The 19,113-nt window shown below is 60.9% G+C and carries 7 protein-coding genes; 2 read left to right on the top strand and 5 right to left on the bottom strand.

The genetic code is table 11. The features are described from left to right. Positions 1 to 36: 36 nt before the first annotated feature. Both OHL18_RS14010 and OHL18_RS14005 read right to left on the bottom strand, forming a co-directional pair. The gene (locus OHL18_RS14010; protein WP_263375468.1) at positions 37 to 300 is read right to left on the bottom strand and encodes a hypothetical protein; all 264 of its coding nucleotides are present in this window, start codon (positions 298 to 300) and stop codon (positions 37 to 39) included. A gap of 277 nt (positions 301 to 577) precedes the next feature. Further along, positions 578 to 985 carry a hypothetical protein gene (locus OHL18_RS14005; RefSeq protein ID WP_263375467.1) on the bottom strand — a complete coding sequence of 136 codons (408 nt, stop codon included), beginning with the start codon at positions 983 to 985 and terminating at the stop codon, positions 578 to 580. 1,153 nt (positions 986 to 2,138) lie between these two features. Here OHL18_RS14005 and OHL18_RS14000 point away from each other — a divergent pair. Beyond that, positions 2,139 to 2,636, top strand: a complete 498-nt coding sequence (locus tag OHL18_RS14000; protein ID WP_263375466.1) for a hypothetical protein — start codon at positions 2,139 to 2,141, stop codon at positions 2,634 to 2,636. A gap of 262 nt (positions 2,637 to 2,898) precedes the next feature. On the opposite strand, the gene OHL18_RS13995 is transcribed toward OHL18_RS14000, so the two are convergent. Beyond that, entirely contained in the window at positions 2,899 to 4,599 is a 1,701-nt protein-coding gene (locus OHL18_RS13995) for a SpoIIE family protein phosphatase (protein WP_263375465.1), read from the bottom strand. Between the two features lie 476 nt (positions 4,600 to 5,075). On the opposite strand from OHL18_RS13995, the gene OHL18_RS13990 reads away from it, so the two are divergent. Further along, positions 5,076 to 15,368 (top strand): choice-of-anchor D domain-containing protein, encoded by a 10,293-nt coding sequence (locus tag OHL18_RS13990; protein ID WP_263375464.1) that lies wholly within the window; start codon positions 5,076 to 5,078, stop codon positions 15,366 to 15,368. A 48-nt stretch (positions 15,369 to 15,416) separates the two neighbouring features. Here the strand turns inward: OHL18_RS13990 and OHL18_RS13985 are convergent, their stop codons facing one another. After that, on the bottom strand, positions 15,417 to 15,755 hold the full coding sequence (locus OHL18_RS13985) for a DUF1801 domain-containing protein (RefSeq protein WP_263375463.1): 339 nt from the start codon (positions 15,753 to 15,755) through the stop codon (positions 15,417 to 15,419). Positions 15,756 to 15,874: 119 nt separating this feature from the next. Continuing rightward, positions 15,875 to 18,997 (bottom strand): serine/threonine-protein kinase, encoded by a 3,123-nt coding sequence (locus OHL18_RS13980; protein WP_263375462.1) that lies wholly within the window; start codon positions 18,995 to 18,997, stop codon positions 15,875 to 15,877. Positions 18,998 to 19,113 lie beyond the last annotated feature (116 nt).

Below are 19,113 nucleotides of genomic sequence, written 5' to 3'. Positions count from 1 at the left end.
TCGGAGCGTTCTCGTTACGTCTGCATCTCCTCCGTCCTAGGCGGGGAAGAGGTTCGCCAGCTCGCGAAGCTGCTGCGAGAGCTGGGCCAGTTCAGCGGCTGCGACTCCGATGTCGTTGGTGGCAGAGAGCAGGTTCTGCACCTGCATGAAGAGCGCGCTGCCCGAGCTGAGCACGGTACTGGCACCGCCGGGAGCGAGCGTCTGGGCCAGCGCAAGGCCTTGCTGCAAGGCGTTCATCGCGTTCATGGCATCGGTCGCGCTGGGCAGTTTGGCAAGGCCGTCGGCGATGCTTTGCACCACGCCGCGACGTCAGTCAGGGACTTGTTGATCGCCTGGCCTGTGGTCTTGATATCGGCCGAGGCCCCAAAGATGAGCGTGAGCAACGTCTGAATGGGAGAGAAGAGCGATGCGTCCGAAGCGTTATTGGGAGGCTCCCATTGCGAAGGTGCACCCATCGCTGCCGCGGGATTGGGAGTGACGAGCACGCCTAGCACGCTGATTACGGAGCAATTGGATCTGTCGGCATGACATCTTCCTTCCTGTTTCTCTTCCTGTCTTCTGTTGAAGAGTGATCGGTTTATGAGCCGGAGGCCATCGCAAGCAATTGCGTGGAGAAGGCCTTCGAAGGTGTGGAGAGATTGCCGAAGATATCCACGGCAACGATGCAGTAGAAGTTAGGGCCGGTGAGGTTGAGCGGTGGAGCGCCGGGAATCGCGTTCGCATCGACTGGGGCGCCACCGCTTGTGAGGCCGTCGACAAACGCAGCGCGGCGTATCGGCACCTGTCCGAAGACCTTCACATTGCCGGCGAACGTCGCGACGACGCCTACCGGAACCCTGCGGCCGAGGCCGATGCGAAGGCCGGTGAGGCGAGATTGCGTCAAGGTGTCGATGATGAGTTGCGCGACGCCTCCATTGGCGGGCGGCGTCCAGTAGTTGAACGCCTTCTGCGCCAGCGGATCGACCTTCGCGTCGTCCTTCGTCAAGCGATAGACGCCGTTGATCGACTTGCGGATACACCTGGGGCAGCTTGATGGAGACCTCCGGAGGAGGCACAGGAAAGCCAAAGAATACCGGCTTGGACACCACTGCGAGCAGCGCCTGCGGCTGCTGGATCGGGGAAAATCCCACAAGCGCCGAGTCAACCGTGGATTTCACCGCAGACGGCGCGGCAGGATCGGTGAGTGGGCGATAGTTTCCGTTTTCATCGTCACGTGTCCAGCGCCAGAGCGAAGAGCTGTTGAGCGCCTGGATCGACATGTCATCGAAGTTCGCCGTGCCGCGCGCCAGCGGTGCCGCCTGTGCCAACCCCGGATAGACGACATCCGACTGGGCGCTCGTAAGGCCCCAATAGCCTGTGATGCGGTACTCATAGAGGACTCCCGGCGTGGTCTCTTCGTCGACGAAGTAAAGGCCGAGCACCCGGGCGAAGTAGGGATCGAGCGCGAGCAGAAGCAATTGCTGAATCAGGCTCAGGTTGAGGTTCGGAGCGTTTGTCGCCGCGGGGGAGCTACTCAGCGGCACGTCCGCTTGGAGTGCGGCGGGATAACCCTGCACGAGCCTTATCAACTCCCCGCGAAGAATCCCCAGTTCTTTGCGTTGTTCAGTTGCCGAACGGCCCTCCGCGAGTTGCAACGTTCCAAGGCGGCGGAGCGCCTCCTTGAGATCGGCCTTTGCAACCACGCTCGGCGGCGTTGTGGTTGGATCGGGCGCACCGTGATAACGGGCGGCCACTGCTCCAGAGTGACCGGCAATGTAAAGGGAACGCGCCAGCATTGCCATCCATCGCGACCGGGATCGCCCCAGCCGGGATCGCCCCCATTACAAGGCGGGGCCTGGCCGCCTCCATTTCCACCGCCGCCTTTGCCCCCATCTCCGCAGCAGCTTGAAGGCAACACCTCGCAGGCGCACTCATCCAAACTGCCCGCTCCAACTACGCGGATGCAGGATATCTCGCGAGCGGCGATGCGGACACGAAAGCCCCCGCTCTCAACCCGAACAATCTGTCTCTTCGAGACTTGCAGTTCTCTGTTCGCATCTTTGCAAAACGTCTCGATGATGACTTCCTCGCAACCCTTCGCGGCACAGCCGGCGACGGTGACGCTCTCGCATGCGCGCGGGGGTGTAGCAACCCACTGATTGGTTCCCATCGCAGAGACAGCGGCAGGTTGCTGGCTGCATACGTTGCTCGGCTCCGATGTGCCAGCGGGATCGAGTGAATCGGCGACGCGGCTTAGCATCGTCGAGGGTTCGTCCATGATGTGGACGATCGCACCGGACAAGCTGCTTCCGTTTCCCGTGAGTGGACGTCGGAGACTGCTGCGTCTCGCCCTTGATCACCTTTCGGCAGAGCCAGAAGCCGCCCGCAGGGAATCCGAGCTCGGGGCTGAAGCCCCAGCGAAGATGCGTGCCGCGCTGCATCGGCTGTCCGTCGAAGGTGACCTCAGCACCACTGGCTATCCCTGCCTGCAAACCCAGAACGACATTTGCCACGGTCGCACCTCCTGCGAAACAGTGGTGCGCGGCCCAATGGTGGCGTTACAGATTCCTCACGCCCAGACGTCTCGGCAAAGGCCTCCCGCCGCGCCATTGAGAGGTCCGTCGACGCCAAGGCGTCTTCGGATAACAGCAACCTAAGGATTTTGAAGGGGCCGAACCAGGCAGTAGGCGCACCATCACGGCGCGAAATCGTTCAGACCAGGGCCCCATCCACGCGCAAGTCTCACGAGCGAGAAGTGTGACTATGGCGGGCGGCCAACATATTCCGAACATTGGTCAGGGATGTCAAATCAATTTGCGTTGAACGGCAGGAGAAGGAAAGCACTGTCACTGATGCCACCAGTCAGGACGAGTCCATGTCGCGGGGCTGTAAGGGACAAACCAGTGCAACCTCATTTGTTCAAGCGATTTGGCTTCCGCGTCCGCGCGCATCGCTGAAGCGAACCACCAGAAGCGTGACATCGTCTGACTGGCTCGTGCCGCCGGTGAACTTCTCGATGGCACGCACGATGCCGTTCTGAAGGTCTTGCAAAGAGGCGTCCCGGTATTGGCTGAAGACCTGCTTGAGCCGTTCGTCCTGAAATAGTTGCCTGTCTTTATCCTCGGCCTCGGTAATGCCGTCCGTGTAAAGCAGGAGAGTATCTCCGGGGGCAAGCTGAATGCTGGTGGAAAGATAAGACTCTCCTTCAAGCAATCCCAGGGGAAGGGAACCGGTCGAGTAGAGTTCGCTCACCCTTCCTCCGCGCATCATCAACGGCGAAGGATGACCGGCGCTCACAAACTCAAGAGCGCCGTTGGAGTCGAACAGTCCAAAGAACATCGTTACGCAGCGGGCCACGGCGGCGCGGTCGCAGAGAAACTGGTTCAAGTGGTTGAAGACCTTCACCGGGTCTGCACCGAGGGTCATTCCTGAAAGCGCTCCCGCCAGCATGGTCGTAACCAATGCCGCGCCAAGGCCCTTACCGGCGACGTCGGCAATCAGGACGGCAAGCCGACCGTCGGGCAGGGGAAAGACGTCGTAGTAGTCGCCCCCTACTTCGTTACAGGGCTGATGGAGTCCAGCGATCGAGAAGTGCGGATAGTCCCGCAGTCCTTGCGGAACGAGGCCCTGTTGAATCTCACGGGCTATACTCAGCTCCTGTTCGAGCCGTTGGCGCTCACGTTCCCGCTCGATAAGCCGCGCGTTTTCGAGGATGCTTCCGGCCTGTGCGCCGAGAGCGTCCAGAATCTGGCGGTCGAGCGCGGAGAAGGTAGCGGTGCGCTTGGAATCGAGATAGACAGCGCCGAGCAGGTCTCGTCGCGTAAAGGCCATGGAATGGTCGGCCTGCCGGCGAGGTGTGCCGTACAGGGGAATCACGACGGAAGACCGCAGCAACTGCATGACGACGCTTTGTGCGCTCTGCAGGTTCATCTCTGCGAGGTTCAGGTCTTCGTTGACTACGGCTGCTTCAAGGTCAATGGCGCTGCCCAGCACGGAGCGGCTGGGATTCATCTCCTCGGGTATGAGGGCCTCGCCATCCCGGCCGCGAGCTATCTTGACCTGCAGGTCGCCTGCGGCATCGGGCTCCAGCAACATTCCCCTGTCGGCGTTGGTGATGACGATGGCATGATCGATCATCGCGGAGAGAACCGACTCCAACGGAAGCTGCGAGTGCATCAGGGATGTCGCCTCAAGCAGGAGCTTCAGCCCGTTAAGCTCGTCGGCAGAGTTATCTCCCATAGAACCGAGAATGTTTCGCAGCTTGGACTCAGCTTCCTCCTGGGCTATAGCTTCCGGCGGAAGACGGAAGATAATCTGGCATGCGTCGTCTGTGCCAAAACGTATCCGGTCACCGTGGGCGAGCGCCTGGACCCTGATAGGTTCTCCGTTGACGAAGATGCCTTCGCGCTGGCCATAGTCTTCAACGACAAGCCCGGACGGGCCCGTGGCGATGACCAGGCTCTTGCGTGAGACGCGCATGTCGTCGATGGATAGGTGGTTACCGTTCTCCTGGCCTCGTCCCACAAAGAATGGGAGCTCCGTAATGGGAACATTCAGTGCAGCACGGTCGGGAAAGGCGACGTCAAGGAAGGCGATAGGAGCGGGGCTCGATTCAGGCATAGGGTGTGCTTCGGGACTCTTGCAGTGTGCGGGTTTGGGTGCCACTTCGGCAAGTGCCTCCAAGGGGCGTCAGGGCAAGGCTAGTTACGATCGGTTGGCGACATCCTGTTACCGGCGGTTATATTTTGGATGTAAACGGGCTAACGAGCTTGACATGGACATGTGTCATCAATAGCTTAGAGCCGTATCAACCCTGAAAGCTTATGCCTTGAACGCCGAGCATCCGCGCTTCGCCAATGCGAAGTACGTGTTCCGGAAGGTCTTTGTTCACTCTCCCCGACCTTATCGCGAGTCTTAGACCCAGCGAGACGGCCACACAGGCATGCGCCTGTTCGAGAGGGTGGAACACATCCTGCCCGGGATCTCCGCCCTCCGTCTCTTCGCAAAAACGCTTCCTTCGCACATAGACGCGGGTGATACGCATCGGGCCCAGTAAAAAGCATCCCCAGCAGCCAGCAGTCCTCAGGAGATTCAAAGTGACCAAGCAGTCGATGGCTGTCCGCGTTTCCCGTGCGACATTTTTTTCGTCGTTGACCCATCGGGTCGTGGTCCTTTGTGCGTTCCTGGCGATGACTCTTGGTGTGGCGCAGGCGCAGTACACGCTCGCGCCAACCTGGTCTCAGCAATCACCAGCGAACAGCCCGTCCTCGCGCAACGCTCCGGCAATGGCTTACGATTCGGCGCATAACCAGGTTGTTTTGTTCGGCGGAAACGCAGTCGGGCTTGGTATTGCCGCCGATACCTGGCTTTGGAACGGCACGAACTGGACACAGGCAAACCCTGCCACCAGCCCAACGCCGCGTTCGGATGCTGCTATGGCTTATGATTCTGCGCATGGACAGGTAGTGCTCTTTGGGGGACTCGATCCATCCATCAACCGCCTCGGCGATACCTGGCTGTGGAACGGCACGACGTGGACGCAGGCGAGCCCATCCGTAAGCCCGCCGGCCCGCGACGGGTTCTCGATGGTCTACGACCCTGTGCACGGCCAGGTAGTCCTGTTTGGGGGCATCAATGCTGGCGGTAGCCCATTGAACGACACATGGTTGTGGAACGGAACGACATGGACGCAGGCGAACGTTTCAACGGCTCCCTCCGCTCGCTTCGCAGCCAATATGGTCTACGACACGGCAACCAACAATGTGCTTTTGTTCGGTGGCCAGTACAGCAATGCTCTTGGCGACACCTGGAGTTGGAACGGAACGAGTTGGACCCAGCTCTCGCCAGCGTCCAGCCCTTCGGCGCGCGAATCCAGCGGCATCGTCTTTGATACATCGCTCAACCAGGTCGTTCTATTCGGCGGAAACGCGAACGGCACCGATGTGAATGACACGTGGCTGTGGAACGGAAGCACCTGGACGCAAGACACGCTTGCAGCGAGTCCGTCGGCGCGCGAGTTGACCGAGAACATGGTCTACGACGCGGCGCAGAACCAGGTGGTGCTGTTCGGAGGGGCGAACTTCGCGGCGAACATGAATACGCTCGGCGACACATGGGTGTTTGCGCCTTCGGGGAACTTCGGCAACGTCAACGTCTGCCCAACAGGAGCAACGACTCCCGCACCGTGCAACAAGACCATCTCGTTCACGGTGAACGTCACGACTCTCCAGAACCTTGGGACGCCCCAGGTCCTGACTCAGGGCACCTCAGGTCTCGACTTCACGCTCGCCAGCGGGAGTACCTGCCAGGGTGTGGGTAGCACGGGAAGTTGCGTCGTCAACGCCACATTCACTCCAACAGCTCCCGGTCTGCGGACGGGCGCGATACAACTCCTCTTTCCCGGTCAGGTCGGGGTCGCTCTGAACATTCCTGTGTATGGCGTCGGGCAGGGACCGGCAGCCGCGATTGCGCCAGGGACGCAAAGCCTCGTGAACACAACGGCGAGCTATCCCCTGACCAAGCCTGAAGGGGTGGCAGTGGACGCGGCAGGCAACGTGTTCATCTCGGATACGGCGACCCACCAGGTCGTTAAGGTCGCGGCGAATGGCACGGTGAGTTCCGTGGGCGTGGGCCTGAACTATCCGCAGGGCATGGCCGTCGACGGAGCAGGGAACGTCTACATCGCGGACAACAATTTGAACGAGGTGGTCGAGGTTCCGGCGGGTTGCACCACCGCTTCGTGCCAGACGACGGTCGGTGTTGGTCTAGCCGCTCAGTTAGGTGTCGCGGTGGATGGGCCGGGCAACGTGTTCATCAGCGACTTTACCGGGAACCAGGTTGTGGAGGTCCCAGTTGGCTGCACGACGGCTGCCTGCCAGACGGTCGTGTATAACCCAGCCGGTGCGAATCCCGTCGGTGTTGCGGTCGATGCGGCTGGCGACCTCTTCGTCGCTGATTTTGGGCTTAAGCAAGTTGTCGAGGTGCCGGCTGGCTGCGCTAACAGTAGCTGCCAGATAAAAGTAGGTCAGGGGTGGAATCAGCCGGTGGGCGTGGCGGTGGATGCGGCTGGCGATGTCTTTGTCGCGGACGAAGGCACCCAGAATGTGGTCGAAGTTCCGGCAGGATGCACAGTTAGCACTTGCCAGACCTCCGTTCTTAGCGGAATCTTTACCGTTGCTGTCGCGGTGGATGCACAAGGGGACCTCTTTATCCCGGAGACGAACGCCGGACAGGTCCTTGAGATCAACCAATCACAGTCCCCATCGCTAAACTTTGGCACCGTTGTCTTGGGAAATATGACCAGTCAATCGGTCAAGCTGCAGAACATCGGCAACCAGCCTCTCGATGCCGCCGGTTCAGGTCTGGTCGTCTCCGGAACCGCTTACTCGCAGGTAGCCGGGCAAGGCTCGCCCGCAGACTGCATGGCAAGCTTCGCGCTGACACCAGGCCAGGCCTGTAACACGACGATCCAGTTTGCACCCCAGAGTTATACCCAGCCGCAGGCCGGAACGGCCATCTTCTACGACAACGCTCTGAACTCCGCGAATGCGGCACAGTCTGTCTCCCTCCTCGGTTTTGGGGCAAAGCCAGTCCAGAGCTTCTTCCAATTTACCGTGGCGGAGATTGGTTCGGGCTCGGGAACGGTGACCGATCTAAGCGGTGCCATCAACTGTAGCGAAGCAAACGGAACACCGTCCGGGACCTGTACCGCGAGCCTACCTTCAAGCGCCCTGGTGACGCTGACAGCAAGCGCGACAGGAAGCTCGGAGTTTCTGGGCTGGGGTGGTGCATGCGCGAGTTCGGGAGTCAGTCCCACTTGCTTCGTACTCGTTACTCAGGTTGCAAATGTTACCGCGAGCTTCGTCAATCCAAACTTCGGCAACATCAATGTCTGCCCCGCCGGGAGCACTCAGCAGGGTTGCGCCGCCACGATGCCCGTGACCTACAACCTTGCAACGACCACGGCGGTTGGCGCGATCAAGGTGGTGACACAGGGTCTTACCGGCCTCGACTTTTCACTTGGCAGCGGAAGTACTTGCACCGGGACTGTGGCCGGAGGCAATTCCTGCACGGTGAATGTCAACTTTGCCCCGCTCGCCCCTGGCTTGCGTATGGGGGCGGTGCAGCTATTCGACAATGCCGGCAACCTGTTGGCGACGACCCCGATATACGGTGTGGGTCAGGATTCCGCGATCGCGTTTAGCCCCGGCGCGCAGACCAGCGCGTTGGTGCCTACGGGTGCAGCCGGCGTAGCCAAGGATGCGGCAGGCAATATCTACATGGCGGGCGGCGGCGGGGCGACGAAGATAAGCCCCTCGGGCGTCCAGACGGTGATTCCAGTGTCCGGTATGGGCTCAGCCGGTTTCTACGATGTGGCCTTGGATGGAGCAGGGAACGTCTACCTTGCGGACACGAACAACCATGACATCGTGAAGATCACGCCCGGTGGCGCTCAAAGCATCGTGCCCACAACCGGTTTGGGCCGAACGACCGGTGTTGCGGTGGACGGAGCTGGCAATCTGTTCATCACCGACCAGCAAGATAACCAGGTCATCAAGGTTACGCCCAATGGCGTGCAGACCACGGTAGCTTCGACGGGAGTGAGCAATCCCTACTATCCAGCCGTAGATGCTGCAGGGAACCTCTTCTTTCTCAGTGCAGGAAACGAGACGGTGTATAAGGTGACACCTGCTGGAGTGCAGACCTCCGTTCCGTTTACTGGATTGGTAGCAGGCAATGGCGTGGCTGTGGATGCGGCTGGCGATGTCTACGTTTCGGATCAGTCCGCCAACGTGATTCTGGAGATTACTCCAAGCGGTGTGCAGACGACGGTGCCGACGAGTGGCCTGTCTATTCCTGCCGGCATCAAGGTGGATGCGGCGGGCTCTGTTCTCATCGCGGACAATGCGCTGTCGAGCCTGGTGGTCGTCAACCGCTCGCAGCCGCCTGCGATCAGCTTTGCCACGACGAACGTCGGCAGCACAAGCTCGGACAGTCCGGTTGCGTTCACGGTTCAGAACGTCGGCAACCAGCCGCTGACGGGCTCGGTCGCGTTCAACCTAGGTACAAGCTTTACAGAGAACTCAACCCCCGATTGCTCCACAAGCCTTCCGTTGGCTCCAGGCGGAAGCTGCGGAGAGAGCTTTAGCTTCACGCCGCAGAGCGCGACCTTCTTCTCAGGCTCTGCGATCTTTACCGACAACAGTCTGACCAGCGTCACTCCTGGTACACAGACGGTCCCGATCTTCGGGATCGGAGCGACCAATGGAGTGGCCGGTACCGTCGCCGTCCCCAACGTGGTTGGGCAGGCACAAACGGCCGCGGCTACACCACTCTCCACGGTAGGTCTGGGGCTGGGAAACGTGTCGACCGCATCCAGCCAGACCGTTCCCGCAGGCACCATCATCAGCGAAAACCCAGTAGCCGGAACGCAGGTCGCGGTCGGGTCGGTGGTCAACCTGCTCGTATCGAGCGGCCTTCCGCAACAGCCTTCACCCAACCCGCTGTTGCTCGAAAACAACTACTTCCTGACGGGCGATTACGTCTCGGCGGGAGTGACGCTGCGCGGGACCGGCAAGAACGGCATTGCCACCGGAACCATCACCATTCCCAGCGCGACGCAAAGCGCCCAGGGTATTCCTGACGGTGCTGACGTCGTCGACGCCTTCCTTTATTGGGAGTCGCTGGAAAACACCGCATCGGCCTCATCCACGAATGGCACCTTCAACGGCTATTCCATCGTCGGCCAGCAGATCGGCAGTGACATTCCGAACTACACCGACGGTGCCGTTACCGGTACGCTCCGCTCCTATCGTGCCAGCGTCAATATCTACCTTCCGGTCGGCGCAAATGGGATTCGCATCGTCTCGGGACCGTACACCGTTTCTCTGCCTGACAGCGGCGGAAGCACCTACCCACTCACCGAGGGTGCGAGCCTGGTGCTCGTCTATCGTGTCCTGTCTCCGAACTTCCCCCTGAAGTCGGTCATCATCTACGACGGCGCGGCACAGCCCGCGAGCTCTGCGACCCAGGTGGTTCAGGGCTTCTACGACGCAGTAGGCGGAGCCAATGGCACCGGCAAGAACACCAACCTCTTCGCCTCCGGCGGAGTCTGGAACAACGGCGTGAACACCGTAACGCTGGGGCAATCGAACCAATACAGCGCGACGCTGAATGCTCCAGGCGCTTACGCCGCAGTGATTCTCAGCACGCTGGTCAATAACAGCGACAACGATGGAATCCTGGACGCCTGGAAGTCTGGCCCGGCAGCGGGCGACTTCCACGCAGGCCAGCCAGGCTACTACGACGTGAAGACCAGCACCTGGGTAGGATTGCCGGGAGCGAAGCACGGCCAGAAAGACCTGTTCGTGCAGATGGATTACATGTGCGGTGCCGTTCTCGCTAGCGGCTCGTGCGATCCCACCCAGGAGAATCTCTTTCCCTCGCCGGACGCTAGCGGCAATGATCCTCTGGTGATGGTGCAGCAGGCGTTTGCCCAGTCCGGAGTGGTGCTGCATCTCCAGGTTGGAAACGCCGTGCCGGAGACGACCTGCACCGACGACCTGGCCACCACTCCCGCGACGCTCTGCCAGTTCCCAGGCCAGCCGGGAGTCATCGGATGGAAGAACAGCCTCGAGTTCTCGAAGCTTTATCCCCGCAATCTTGCTTCCTGCCTCTCGGGCGGAGACTGCACCACGCGCTTCCCCTACGGGCAGAAGGACAGCTATCACTACGTTCTCTTCGGCCACTCGCTGGCGATCCCTGCTTACAACACGCGCTTCGGAACGCTCACGTCAATCAATGTGGTAAACGGTGTGACGACGATTGTCACCGCCGATCGCGGCACCGGCATCAGCGCCTGCCCGAGCCGCATCACGCTTGGCGGCGTGCTTGGAAATCCAAGCCTCAACGGGATCTACAACACGACGAGCTGCGCGGACACCAAGACGATCACCGTGGCAACTCCGGGCGTTACGAACTGGAGCTATCCCAACAACACTCTGCCGGAGCCGGTGATTGGCCTCACATCCGGGACAATTACCAGTATCTCCGGTTACTCCGACCTTGGCGGCGCGGACTCCGCAGTGACCCTCGGTCTCTGGCTGACGGCTCCGGGCCAGGACATGAGCAAGAAGGCCACTGTAGTAGCTGGCACGCTCTTCCATGAGATTGGCCACACGCTCGGCCTGAGCCACGGCGGCCTCTACTACGATACGACCAACAGCTACGTTCCGACGTTTGAAGCGAATTGCAAGCCGAACTATCAGAGCATCATGAACTACCTGTTCCAGTTGGATGGGGTGGGGTCGAATGGAACGATCGCATTCTCAAACCAGGCGCTGAACACGTTGAACGAGAGCACGGCGGGTTCGGTGACCCAACTGACAGACGCATTGGGAGATGCAGCGACGTTCCCGACATCGTCCTGGTACGTTCCATTCACCACAGGCACGCTGGCCAGCCCTGCGACGCTGCATTGCGATGGCACTCCGCTGGCAGGCGAATCGATCTATCGCGTGAATTCGTCCGTCTCACCCATCGCTCCGGCGTGGTCGAGCGGGCAGGATCTCAACGGGATCGGAACTCTGCAAACGCAGGAGCGAGGCTTCAACGACCTTGGTGCCTTGGATCTGCGCCAGGTGGGTGCGACGGGCGGCGAGTTCGCGGCGCTGGCCACGCAGCTTTCGTTCGGCTCTTCGGTAGCTCCGTTGAACATCAGCGCGGGCGGCAATGTGACGCTGGGCAGTGGGGGTACCATAGCACTTGGCAGCGGCGGCAACGTGACGCTTGGAAGTGGCGGCAATGTGACGCTGGGCAGCGGCGGAACCATCACTCTTGGCAGCGGTGGCAACGTCACGCTCGGCAGTGGCGGCAATGTGACATTGGGTAGCGGTGGGACGATCACCCTGGGCAGTGGCGGCAACGTCACTCTCGGCAGTGGCGGCAATGTCACATTGGGCAGCGGTGGGACGATTACGCTGGGTAGTGGCGGCAACGTAACGCTGGGCAGCGGCGGCAACGTCACACTAGGCAGTGGTGGCACCATCGCTCTCGGTAGCGGCGGCACCGTAACCATACCCTCGACGGGCGGCAGCTACACCATCGACAGCAGCGGCGGGACGATCACCCTTGGCAGCGGCGGCAACGTGACGCTGGGCAGTGGTGGCAATGTGACTCTGGGCAGCGGCGGGACCATCACTCTGGGCAGCGGCGGCAACGTCACCCTTGGCAGTGGTGGCAACGTCACTCTAGGCAGCGGCGGCACGATCACGCTTGGCAGTGGCGGCAATGTCACGCTGGGTAGCGGTGGCAACGTGACCCTTGGCAGCGGTGGCACGATCACCCTTGGCAGCGGCGGCAACGTCACCCTTGGCAGCGGTGGCAACGTCACGCTCGGCAGCGGTGGGACCGTGACCCTCGGCAGCGGCGGCAACGTTGCACTCGGCAGTGGCGGCAATGTCACTCTGGGTAGCGGCGGCACGGCGACGCTGGGTGCTGGCGGTACGATTACTCTCGGCAGCGGCGGCAATGTGACGCTCGGCAGTGGCGGCAATGTCACTCTGGGCAGCGGCGGTACGATCACGCTTGGCAGCGGTGGCAACGTGACGCTTGGCAGCGGTGGCAATGTGACGCTTGGCAGCGGCGGAACCATCACTCTGGGCAGCGGTGGCAATGTGACGCTTGGCAGCGGCGGCAACGTCACCCTCGGCAGCGGTGGAACCATCACCCTTGGCAGCGGCGGAGCTCCAATCACCATTGGCGCTGGTGGCAGTTACACCTTCGGAAGCAGCGGTGGAACGGTCACTCTTGGTAGCGGCGGCAATGTGACGCTCGGCAGTGGCGGCAACGTTACTCTGGGCAGTGGTGGAACCATCGCCCTTGGCAGCGGCGGCAACGTGACTCTCGGTAGCGGCGGAAACGTCACTCTTGGCAGCGGCGGCAACATCACCCTTGGCAGCGGCGGTACGATCACGCTGGGCAGTGGCGGCAACGTCACACTCGGCAGCGGTGGCGTGGTCACTCTAGGCAACGGTGGCAGCGTCAACCTCGGCATCGGCTCTTCGAGCACTCCGCTTGCCAGTGTGCCCAGCAACACGTCTGGCAGTGGTGGCCCGATGACGAACGAGTTGACCTATGAGACGGCGAACTCGGTCGTTCGCGTACCCACCGTACCTGTCGAGACGGTGACGCCCGCCGGCGTCAGGATTACCTGGAAGGCTCCCGCGTTCGGAGTGGTCGCCACGTACACGATCTATCGCAGCTCGGATGGAGCGACTCCGATCGTGATTGGCAGCGTCAGCGGCGTGAATGGAAATCCGCCCGCGACCGAGTTCACCGACACCAACCCGGACCTGACTGCAAAGACGGTGGTCTACACCGTGACGACGACGCTGGTTCCAGACACCACCGGCGGCACACAACGCTCCAGTCCGCTGTCGGCACCGGCGGTGCTGAAGAATGATCAGACGATTACGCTTGGCCCGTTGCCCAGTTCCGTCCCGATCACAAGCTCTCCGGCGGTCACCGCGACTGCGATGTCGAGCGGCGTCCCGAACGGGCTGCAGGTGGTCTTCAGCACCACGGGATCATGCACGATCGCAAGCCAGGCATTCGCAGCCAACGTGTCTTCCGCGACCCTTGCTCTTAGCGGTACGGGAAGCTGCACGGTCACCGCTTCGCAGCCGGGTTCGACTACGTTCAATGCGGCGAACTCGGTGTCCGGAACGTTCATGGTCCTGCCCACGGGCTCCAGCCTGCAGTCGCAGACGATCAACTTCGCCACCCTGCCGAACGCACAGTACGGCAACTCGTTCTCGTTGAGCGCGTCCTCGTCTTCGGGGCTGCCGGTCACCTTCATGGCCTCCGGCCCATGCAAGACGGACGGTAGCATCAGCGGAGTCGGCGTGTGCTCGATCACGGCGTCGGCAGCGGGCAACAGCACGTATAGTGCGGCTTCGCTGACCCAGTCGTTCACCGTCTATCCGGCGGTTCTGAAGGTAACGGCGACGAATCTCACGGGCACGTACGGACAGCCACTGCCAACGCTGACGTCCAGCTATAGCGGCTTCGTCAAGAACGACAGCGCCTCAGTAGTAAATGGCGCACCGGGGCTCTCGACGACAGCTACGACAACGAGCAACGTGGGCAGCTATCCGATCACGGTATCGACCGGTACGCTGGCTACAGCAAACTACTCGTTCCTCTACGTGAACGGTACGCTGACGATTCAGCCAGCTGCCCAGGCAGCTCTGACGCTGAATGCGGCGTCTCCGCTGACGTTCAATCAGAGCGAGACGTTGAGTGTCACAGGCGGAACGACGAACGGAGCCGTGACCTACGCTGTTGCCCCGGGCGGAGCTTGCACCGTCTCTGGCGCGCGACTGACGGCCAATAGCGGAACCGGCACCTGTCTGGTAACGGCAACCATGGCCGGCAACGCCAACTATAATCCGGTCACCAGCTCCACAGTCACAGTGGTGCTGGCTCCGGTGAGCCAGACAATTGCGTTCACCACCAATCCTCCGGCTAGCGCATCCTACAACAGCACCTTCACGGTGGCAGCCACGGGCGGTGCGAGCGGTAACCCCGTCATCTTCACCAGCGCAGGGGTCTGCAGCAATACCGGCGCGACCTACAATATGACCAACAGCACGGGAACTTGCTCAGTGATCGCCAACCAAGCGGGCAACTCGAACTACGCGCCCGCAGTGACGGTGACGAAGACGGTAACAGCGACCGGGCCGCTGCTCTCGCTCTCGACCACTTCGATCAACTTCGGGACGATGTACCTGGGTGCTATTTCAACTCAGACCATCACGGTGAGCAATATCGGAACTGCGCCGGTAACGATCAACGATCCCATTCTTTCGATCGTGAAGGGAGGAAACTCGAACGAGTTCATAGCGCTCAGTCTCTGCCCGAAGCCGTTGGCGGCAGGCAAGAGTTGCTATGTCACCATCGCCTTTCTCGCCGGCCCCTTCTACACGCCTCAGACCGCGACGCTGCAGATCATGAGCAATGCTCCGGGCAGCCCGCAGCCGGTCACGCTGAGTGCCCAGGTGATCTATCCTGTGGCGAACCTCAATCCATCGAGCCTGAACTTTGGGACGATCAAACACGCCACCAGCAGCACGCTGAGCGTGACCCTCGGCAATCCGGGAGGGACGCCTCTGAGCCTGACCGGCATCAGCGTGACCGGTACGAACGCGGGCTACTTCGCGCAAACTAACAACTGTGGCAGCTCACTGGCCGCCGGGGCGAACTGTACGGTTGCGGTGAAGTTTACGCCTGCGGCGACTGGCACATTCAACGCCAGCCTGGTCGTTGTTGATAATGCTCAGGCCGGAGGGGGAACGCAGACGGTGTCGCTTTCGGGTAAGGGGAATTAGGAGACCTTGCCGTGGCAGGTATCCAGCCTGACACGGCAAGGTTCAAAGCTAGCCACGTTCGACGCGTGACTTGATATCCGAATAAGCTACAGCGATGAGCTGACTCAGGGCAGCGGAGTCTAACTCTTCGCCTGGTCTCAACTTCACATGGCGCATGAACTTGCCGTTACCCTGTAACAGGCGGGCCGGGTCCGGCAGAGCCGAACCTTGAAAGAACCCTACGTTCACGTGTGAGGTAAATACATTCACATAGCCAAAGGCAGCGTCTCCGAAGCAGGCATTCGGGCAACCGTCATGCAGAAGCTCGCGGACCTCGTCTCCGCACTCTCTCATCGCCTCGAACCAGCGGCGGGCGATCGCTCCCAATTCGCCGTCATGGTCGTTCATCCACGCATCGATAGCGGGGTCCCGCTCCAAGACACCATTTAATCGGAACAACTCCGTGCGTACCATCGCTTCACTCTCCAGTTGCGAGATGGACTGGCGCGTAGAAGAACCGTGTTCGTCTACTGGCCGACCATACGCCGAACTTCGAACGCCAGCGGATCATCCGAAGACTGTCCGCGAGTGCTGAGATAGTTCTTGTAAGAGTCCGAGAAGGTTGCCATCTTCATGTCCTGTCTCGCGCGTCCCTGATAGTAGTAGACCAGCGGGAAGTAGGCGTAGGTCGGCACGTTATCGTCGAAGAGTTCAATCGCTTCACCTCGCCGCTTCAGGCATAGATCGAACTCGGCGCTGGCCTCTTGAAATGCGGCCGCCTCCAGGTACGCCCGTCCCAGCTCGAAGTGGCCGATCCAGGTGTCCAACACGCTATTCGCCGCCGTGATCTGCGTCACTGCCGCCTTCGCATCTTTTTTCTTTAGTGCGATCAAACCCTGGATGATTTTGCTGTAAGCCTGCGGCTCAGTCGATTTCTGGGCAGCAAGGCCGGTCGCAGCCTTCTGTGCTTTGGCCAGGTCACCAGCTTCCACATAGAGCATTCCGGCCAACATCTGAATCTGGAGAGACTGGCTGGCGGCCAGCGCCTTCGCCATGTCGGTAAGGGCAGCAGGCTGATGTCCCTGTAACTCCTCGATGTTCGCCAGCGCCGCGTACTTCCTCGCGGCGTTGTCCGTGTCTTTCGCGGCTGCATCGGTCGCGGCGCCCTGGGTAAGAATTCGAGCTGCCTCTGCGTAGTTGCCTTGATAAGCGGCGAGATCCGCCAGCCCATCGGCTGCGGTCGAAGAGCCGGGCGCTCCAGTCTTCTCAAGCTGCCGGTAGCTATTCGCCGCCGCGTCGATCTGCCCCTGTCCGGTCTTCGCTTCGGCGAGCACCAGTTGTCCCTGTGCGGAGGTAGGACTGATCTCGAGCGCGGTGCGCGCCTCCTTTTCACTGGTCGAAAAGTCGCCAGCGAACGCAGCGATGAAGGCGAGGTTCAAGCGTTGTCCCACGCCTTTGGGGACGATCTCAACAGCGTGCCTCGCCGCTTCCAGTGCTTTCGGAGCGTTGCGGAGTTGCGTGTAGCAGTTCGCAAGGTTGTTCCAGCCCACGCGGTCTGCGGGATAACGTGTCACCAACTGCGTGTATTGATCCACGCATTCTTTCGATTCGCCCGTGGTGAGGTAGTAGAGGCCCTGGTTGCGATAGAGCTCGCGCTCGGTCATGCGGTCTTTGTTCTGCATGGCCAGCTTCATGTACTTCACCGCGTCGGCCGTTCTGCCGAGATTCTGTGACATGGCCGCCATCCCGGTGTAAGCTCGGGCGAACTGCGGATCTTCCTCGGCGGACTTCTTGAAGGAGTTGAAGGCTTCCTGGAACTTGCCAGCGAACTGCTGATCCACACCGAGTGAATCGTAGTGGACGGCTTCGAGCGATTTGGCGGTGAAGCCTCCGCTGACCTTGTCGAACTTGACTGAGTCTGTTGTCGTATCGCCCAGCGCCTGGCGAATGGGGATCGCAAGCTTCGGAAGTTCGCTGAGGATCTGCTGCTTGTCGGCGACGGTGACTTCCGCCTTGGCGAGCACGTTGCCCGTGTGTGTGTCCAGTGCGATTGCGGAGATATCGTACTGTTCGCCGCGATGGCTGATATCGCCTGTGATGACGGCATTGATGTCCTGATTGATCGCCACAAGTCGCGAGGTCTGCTCGTCCAGCACGTCCGTTGGGTTAGGTAGTTTTTTTGCGATCTTACGCGCATCGCCCCGGCTGTAGACGTTGATGAAGCTCGCATCTTCCATGGCCACGCCAAGCATCGGTTCGAGCGTGCTATCCAGCACCGAATCCCCGGTATGGTTCTCGAAATCGCCAATCAAAACGGAGACCGGGCCATGCGCCGTTGAAGTGCCGGCTGCCTTATGCTTTCCGAGGAAGTACCAGCTGCTTCCACCTGCGATCGCCGCAACCAGAACGCCCGCCACACCGACACGCAGCCACGGAACCGATCCGACGCGTCTGTCGCGGCGCGCTGCGGGAGCAGTGATTGTCTTGCCGGCGCTCCTGCCCTGCCACACACGAAGATCCGCATCGAGTTCTTCTGCGTTTTGGTAGCGCTTCGCCGGCTCCTTCTCAAGACACTTGGCGACGATGTTGCTGAGCGTGCCCGGAATGTTCCTGTCGACGTCCACCAGTGGCGCGGCGCGTTTCTGCGTACGCATGAGGAGGCTAGCGATCGCCGTCTCCGCTTGGAAGGGGGTGATTCCGGTCAGCAGCTCATACAGGATCAGGCCGACTGTAAAGATGTCGGAGCTGGCCTTCACGTCCATCCCCTGCGCCTGCTCAGGAGACATGTACTCCATCGTCCCCAGCATCATGCCGGTCTGGGTCATGCCATCGCCGGAGAAGGTGCGGGCCAGACCAAAGTCCATCACCACCACGCGACCGCTCTTGTCGCGCATGATGTTGGCTGGCTTCAGGTCGCGATGGATGATGCCTTCCCGATGGGCGGCGGCCAGACCGCTGGCCACCTGCTCCACGATCTCGACAGCTTCCGCAACCTCCAGCTTCCCGCGTGCCTTCAGAAGACTATGGAGGTTCTCGCCCTCCATGTACTCCATCGTGATGAACTTCACGCCCTGGGCCTCGCCCAGGTCGTAGATTCGGATCACATTGCGGTCTGTGACTTTGGAGGAGAGTAGAAGCTCCTGTTTGAAACGGGCCAGGATCTCAGGGTTCGAGGCCATCTCGGGACGGATGACCTTCACCGCCACGATCCGCTCCACTTCGCGGTCGGCGGCCTTGTACACGGCGCCCATGCCGCCCTGCCCGAGAAGTTGGAGAATCTCATAGCGGCCGCCCAGAACGGTGCCGATCTCGAGCAGAATTCCGCCGAGGAAGGGAGCGTTCGCGCCCTTCGGAGTTTCACCCTGGCGAATGGGGGAGACGGAGACGACAGTCTCCGCGCTCGATACCAGGGTTGCGGCACCCGTTTCCATTCGCGGTGGAACGGTGACCGCCGGCGAACCAGAACCGACCCCAGACGGCACCGCAGACACAACCGTCTCCCCGGCATCCTGAAGCATCGCAGCTAGATCGCGACGATTGGGAGGCAGAGAACTGTCCGGTGATTTTGAATCGACAGCTACGTTCGCATCGCGCGACGCTGATTCTTCCGGAACCCGTGACTTGTCGTTCCCCGAAAAAGCATCATCCATATCGCGCTTCGCAACCCGCCGGAGGTTTACCCGGAAACTGTTTCACAAGCACGGGAGAGCCTTGGAAACGAGTGAGATGCGAAAAGTATAAACGATACGTTGGCTGATAAAGCCCA

The sequence above is a fragment of the Granulicella aggregans genome (assembly GCF_025685565.1).
Lineage (GTDB): Bacteria > Acidobacteriota > Terriglobia > Terriglobales > Acidobacteriaceae > Edaphobacter > Edaphobacter aggregans_B.
The sequence above is the reverse complement of the archived record's forward strand: the minus strand, read 5'-3'. Positions and strand labels throughout refer to the sequence as shown.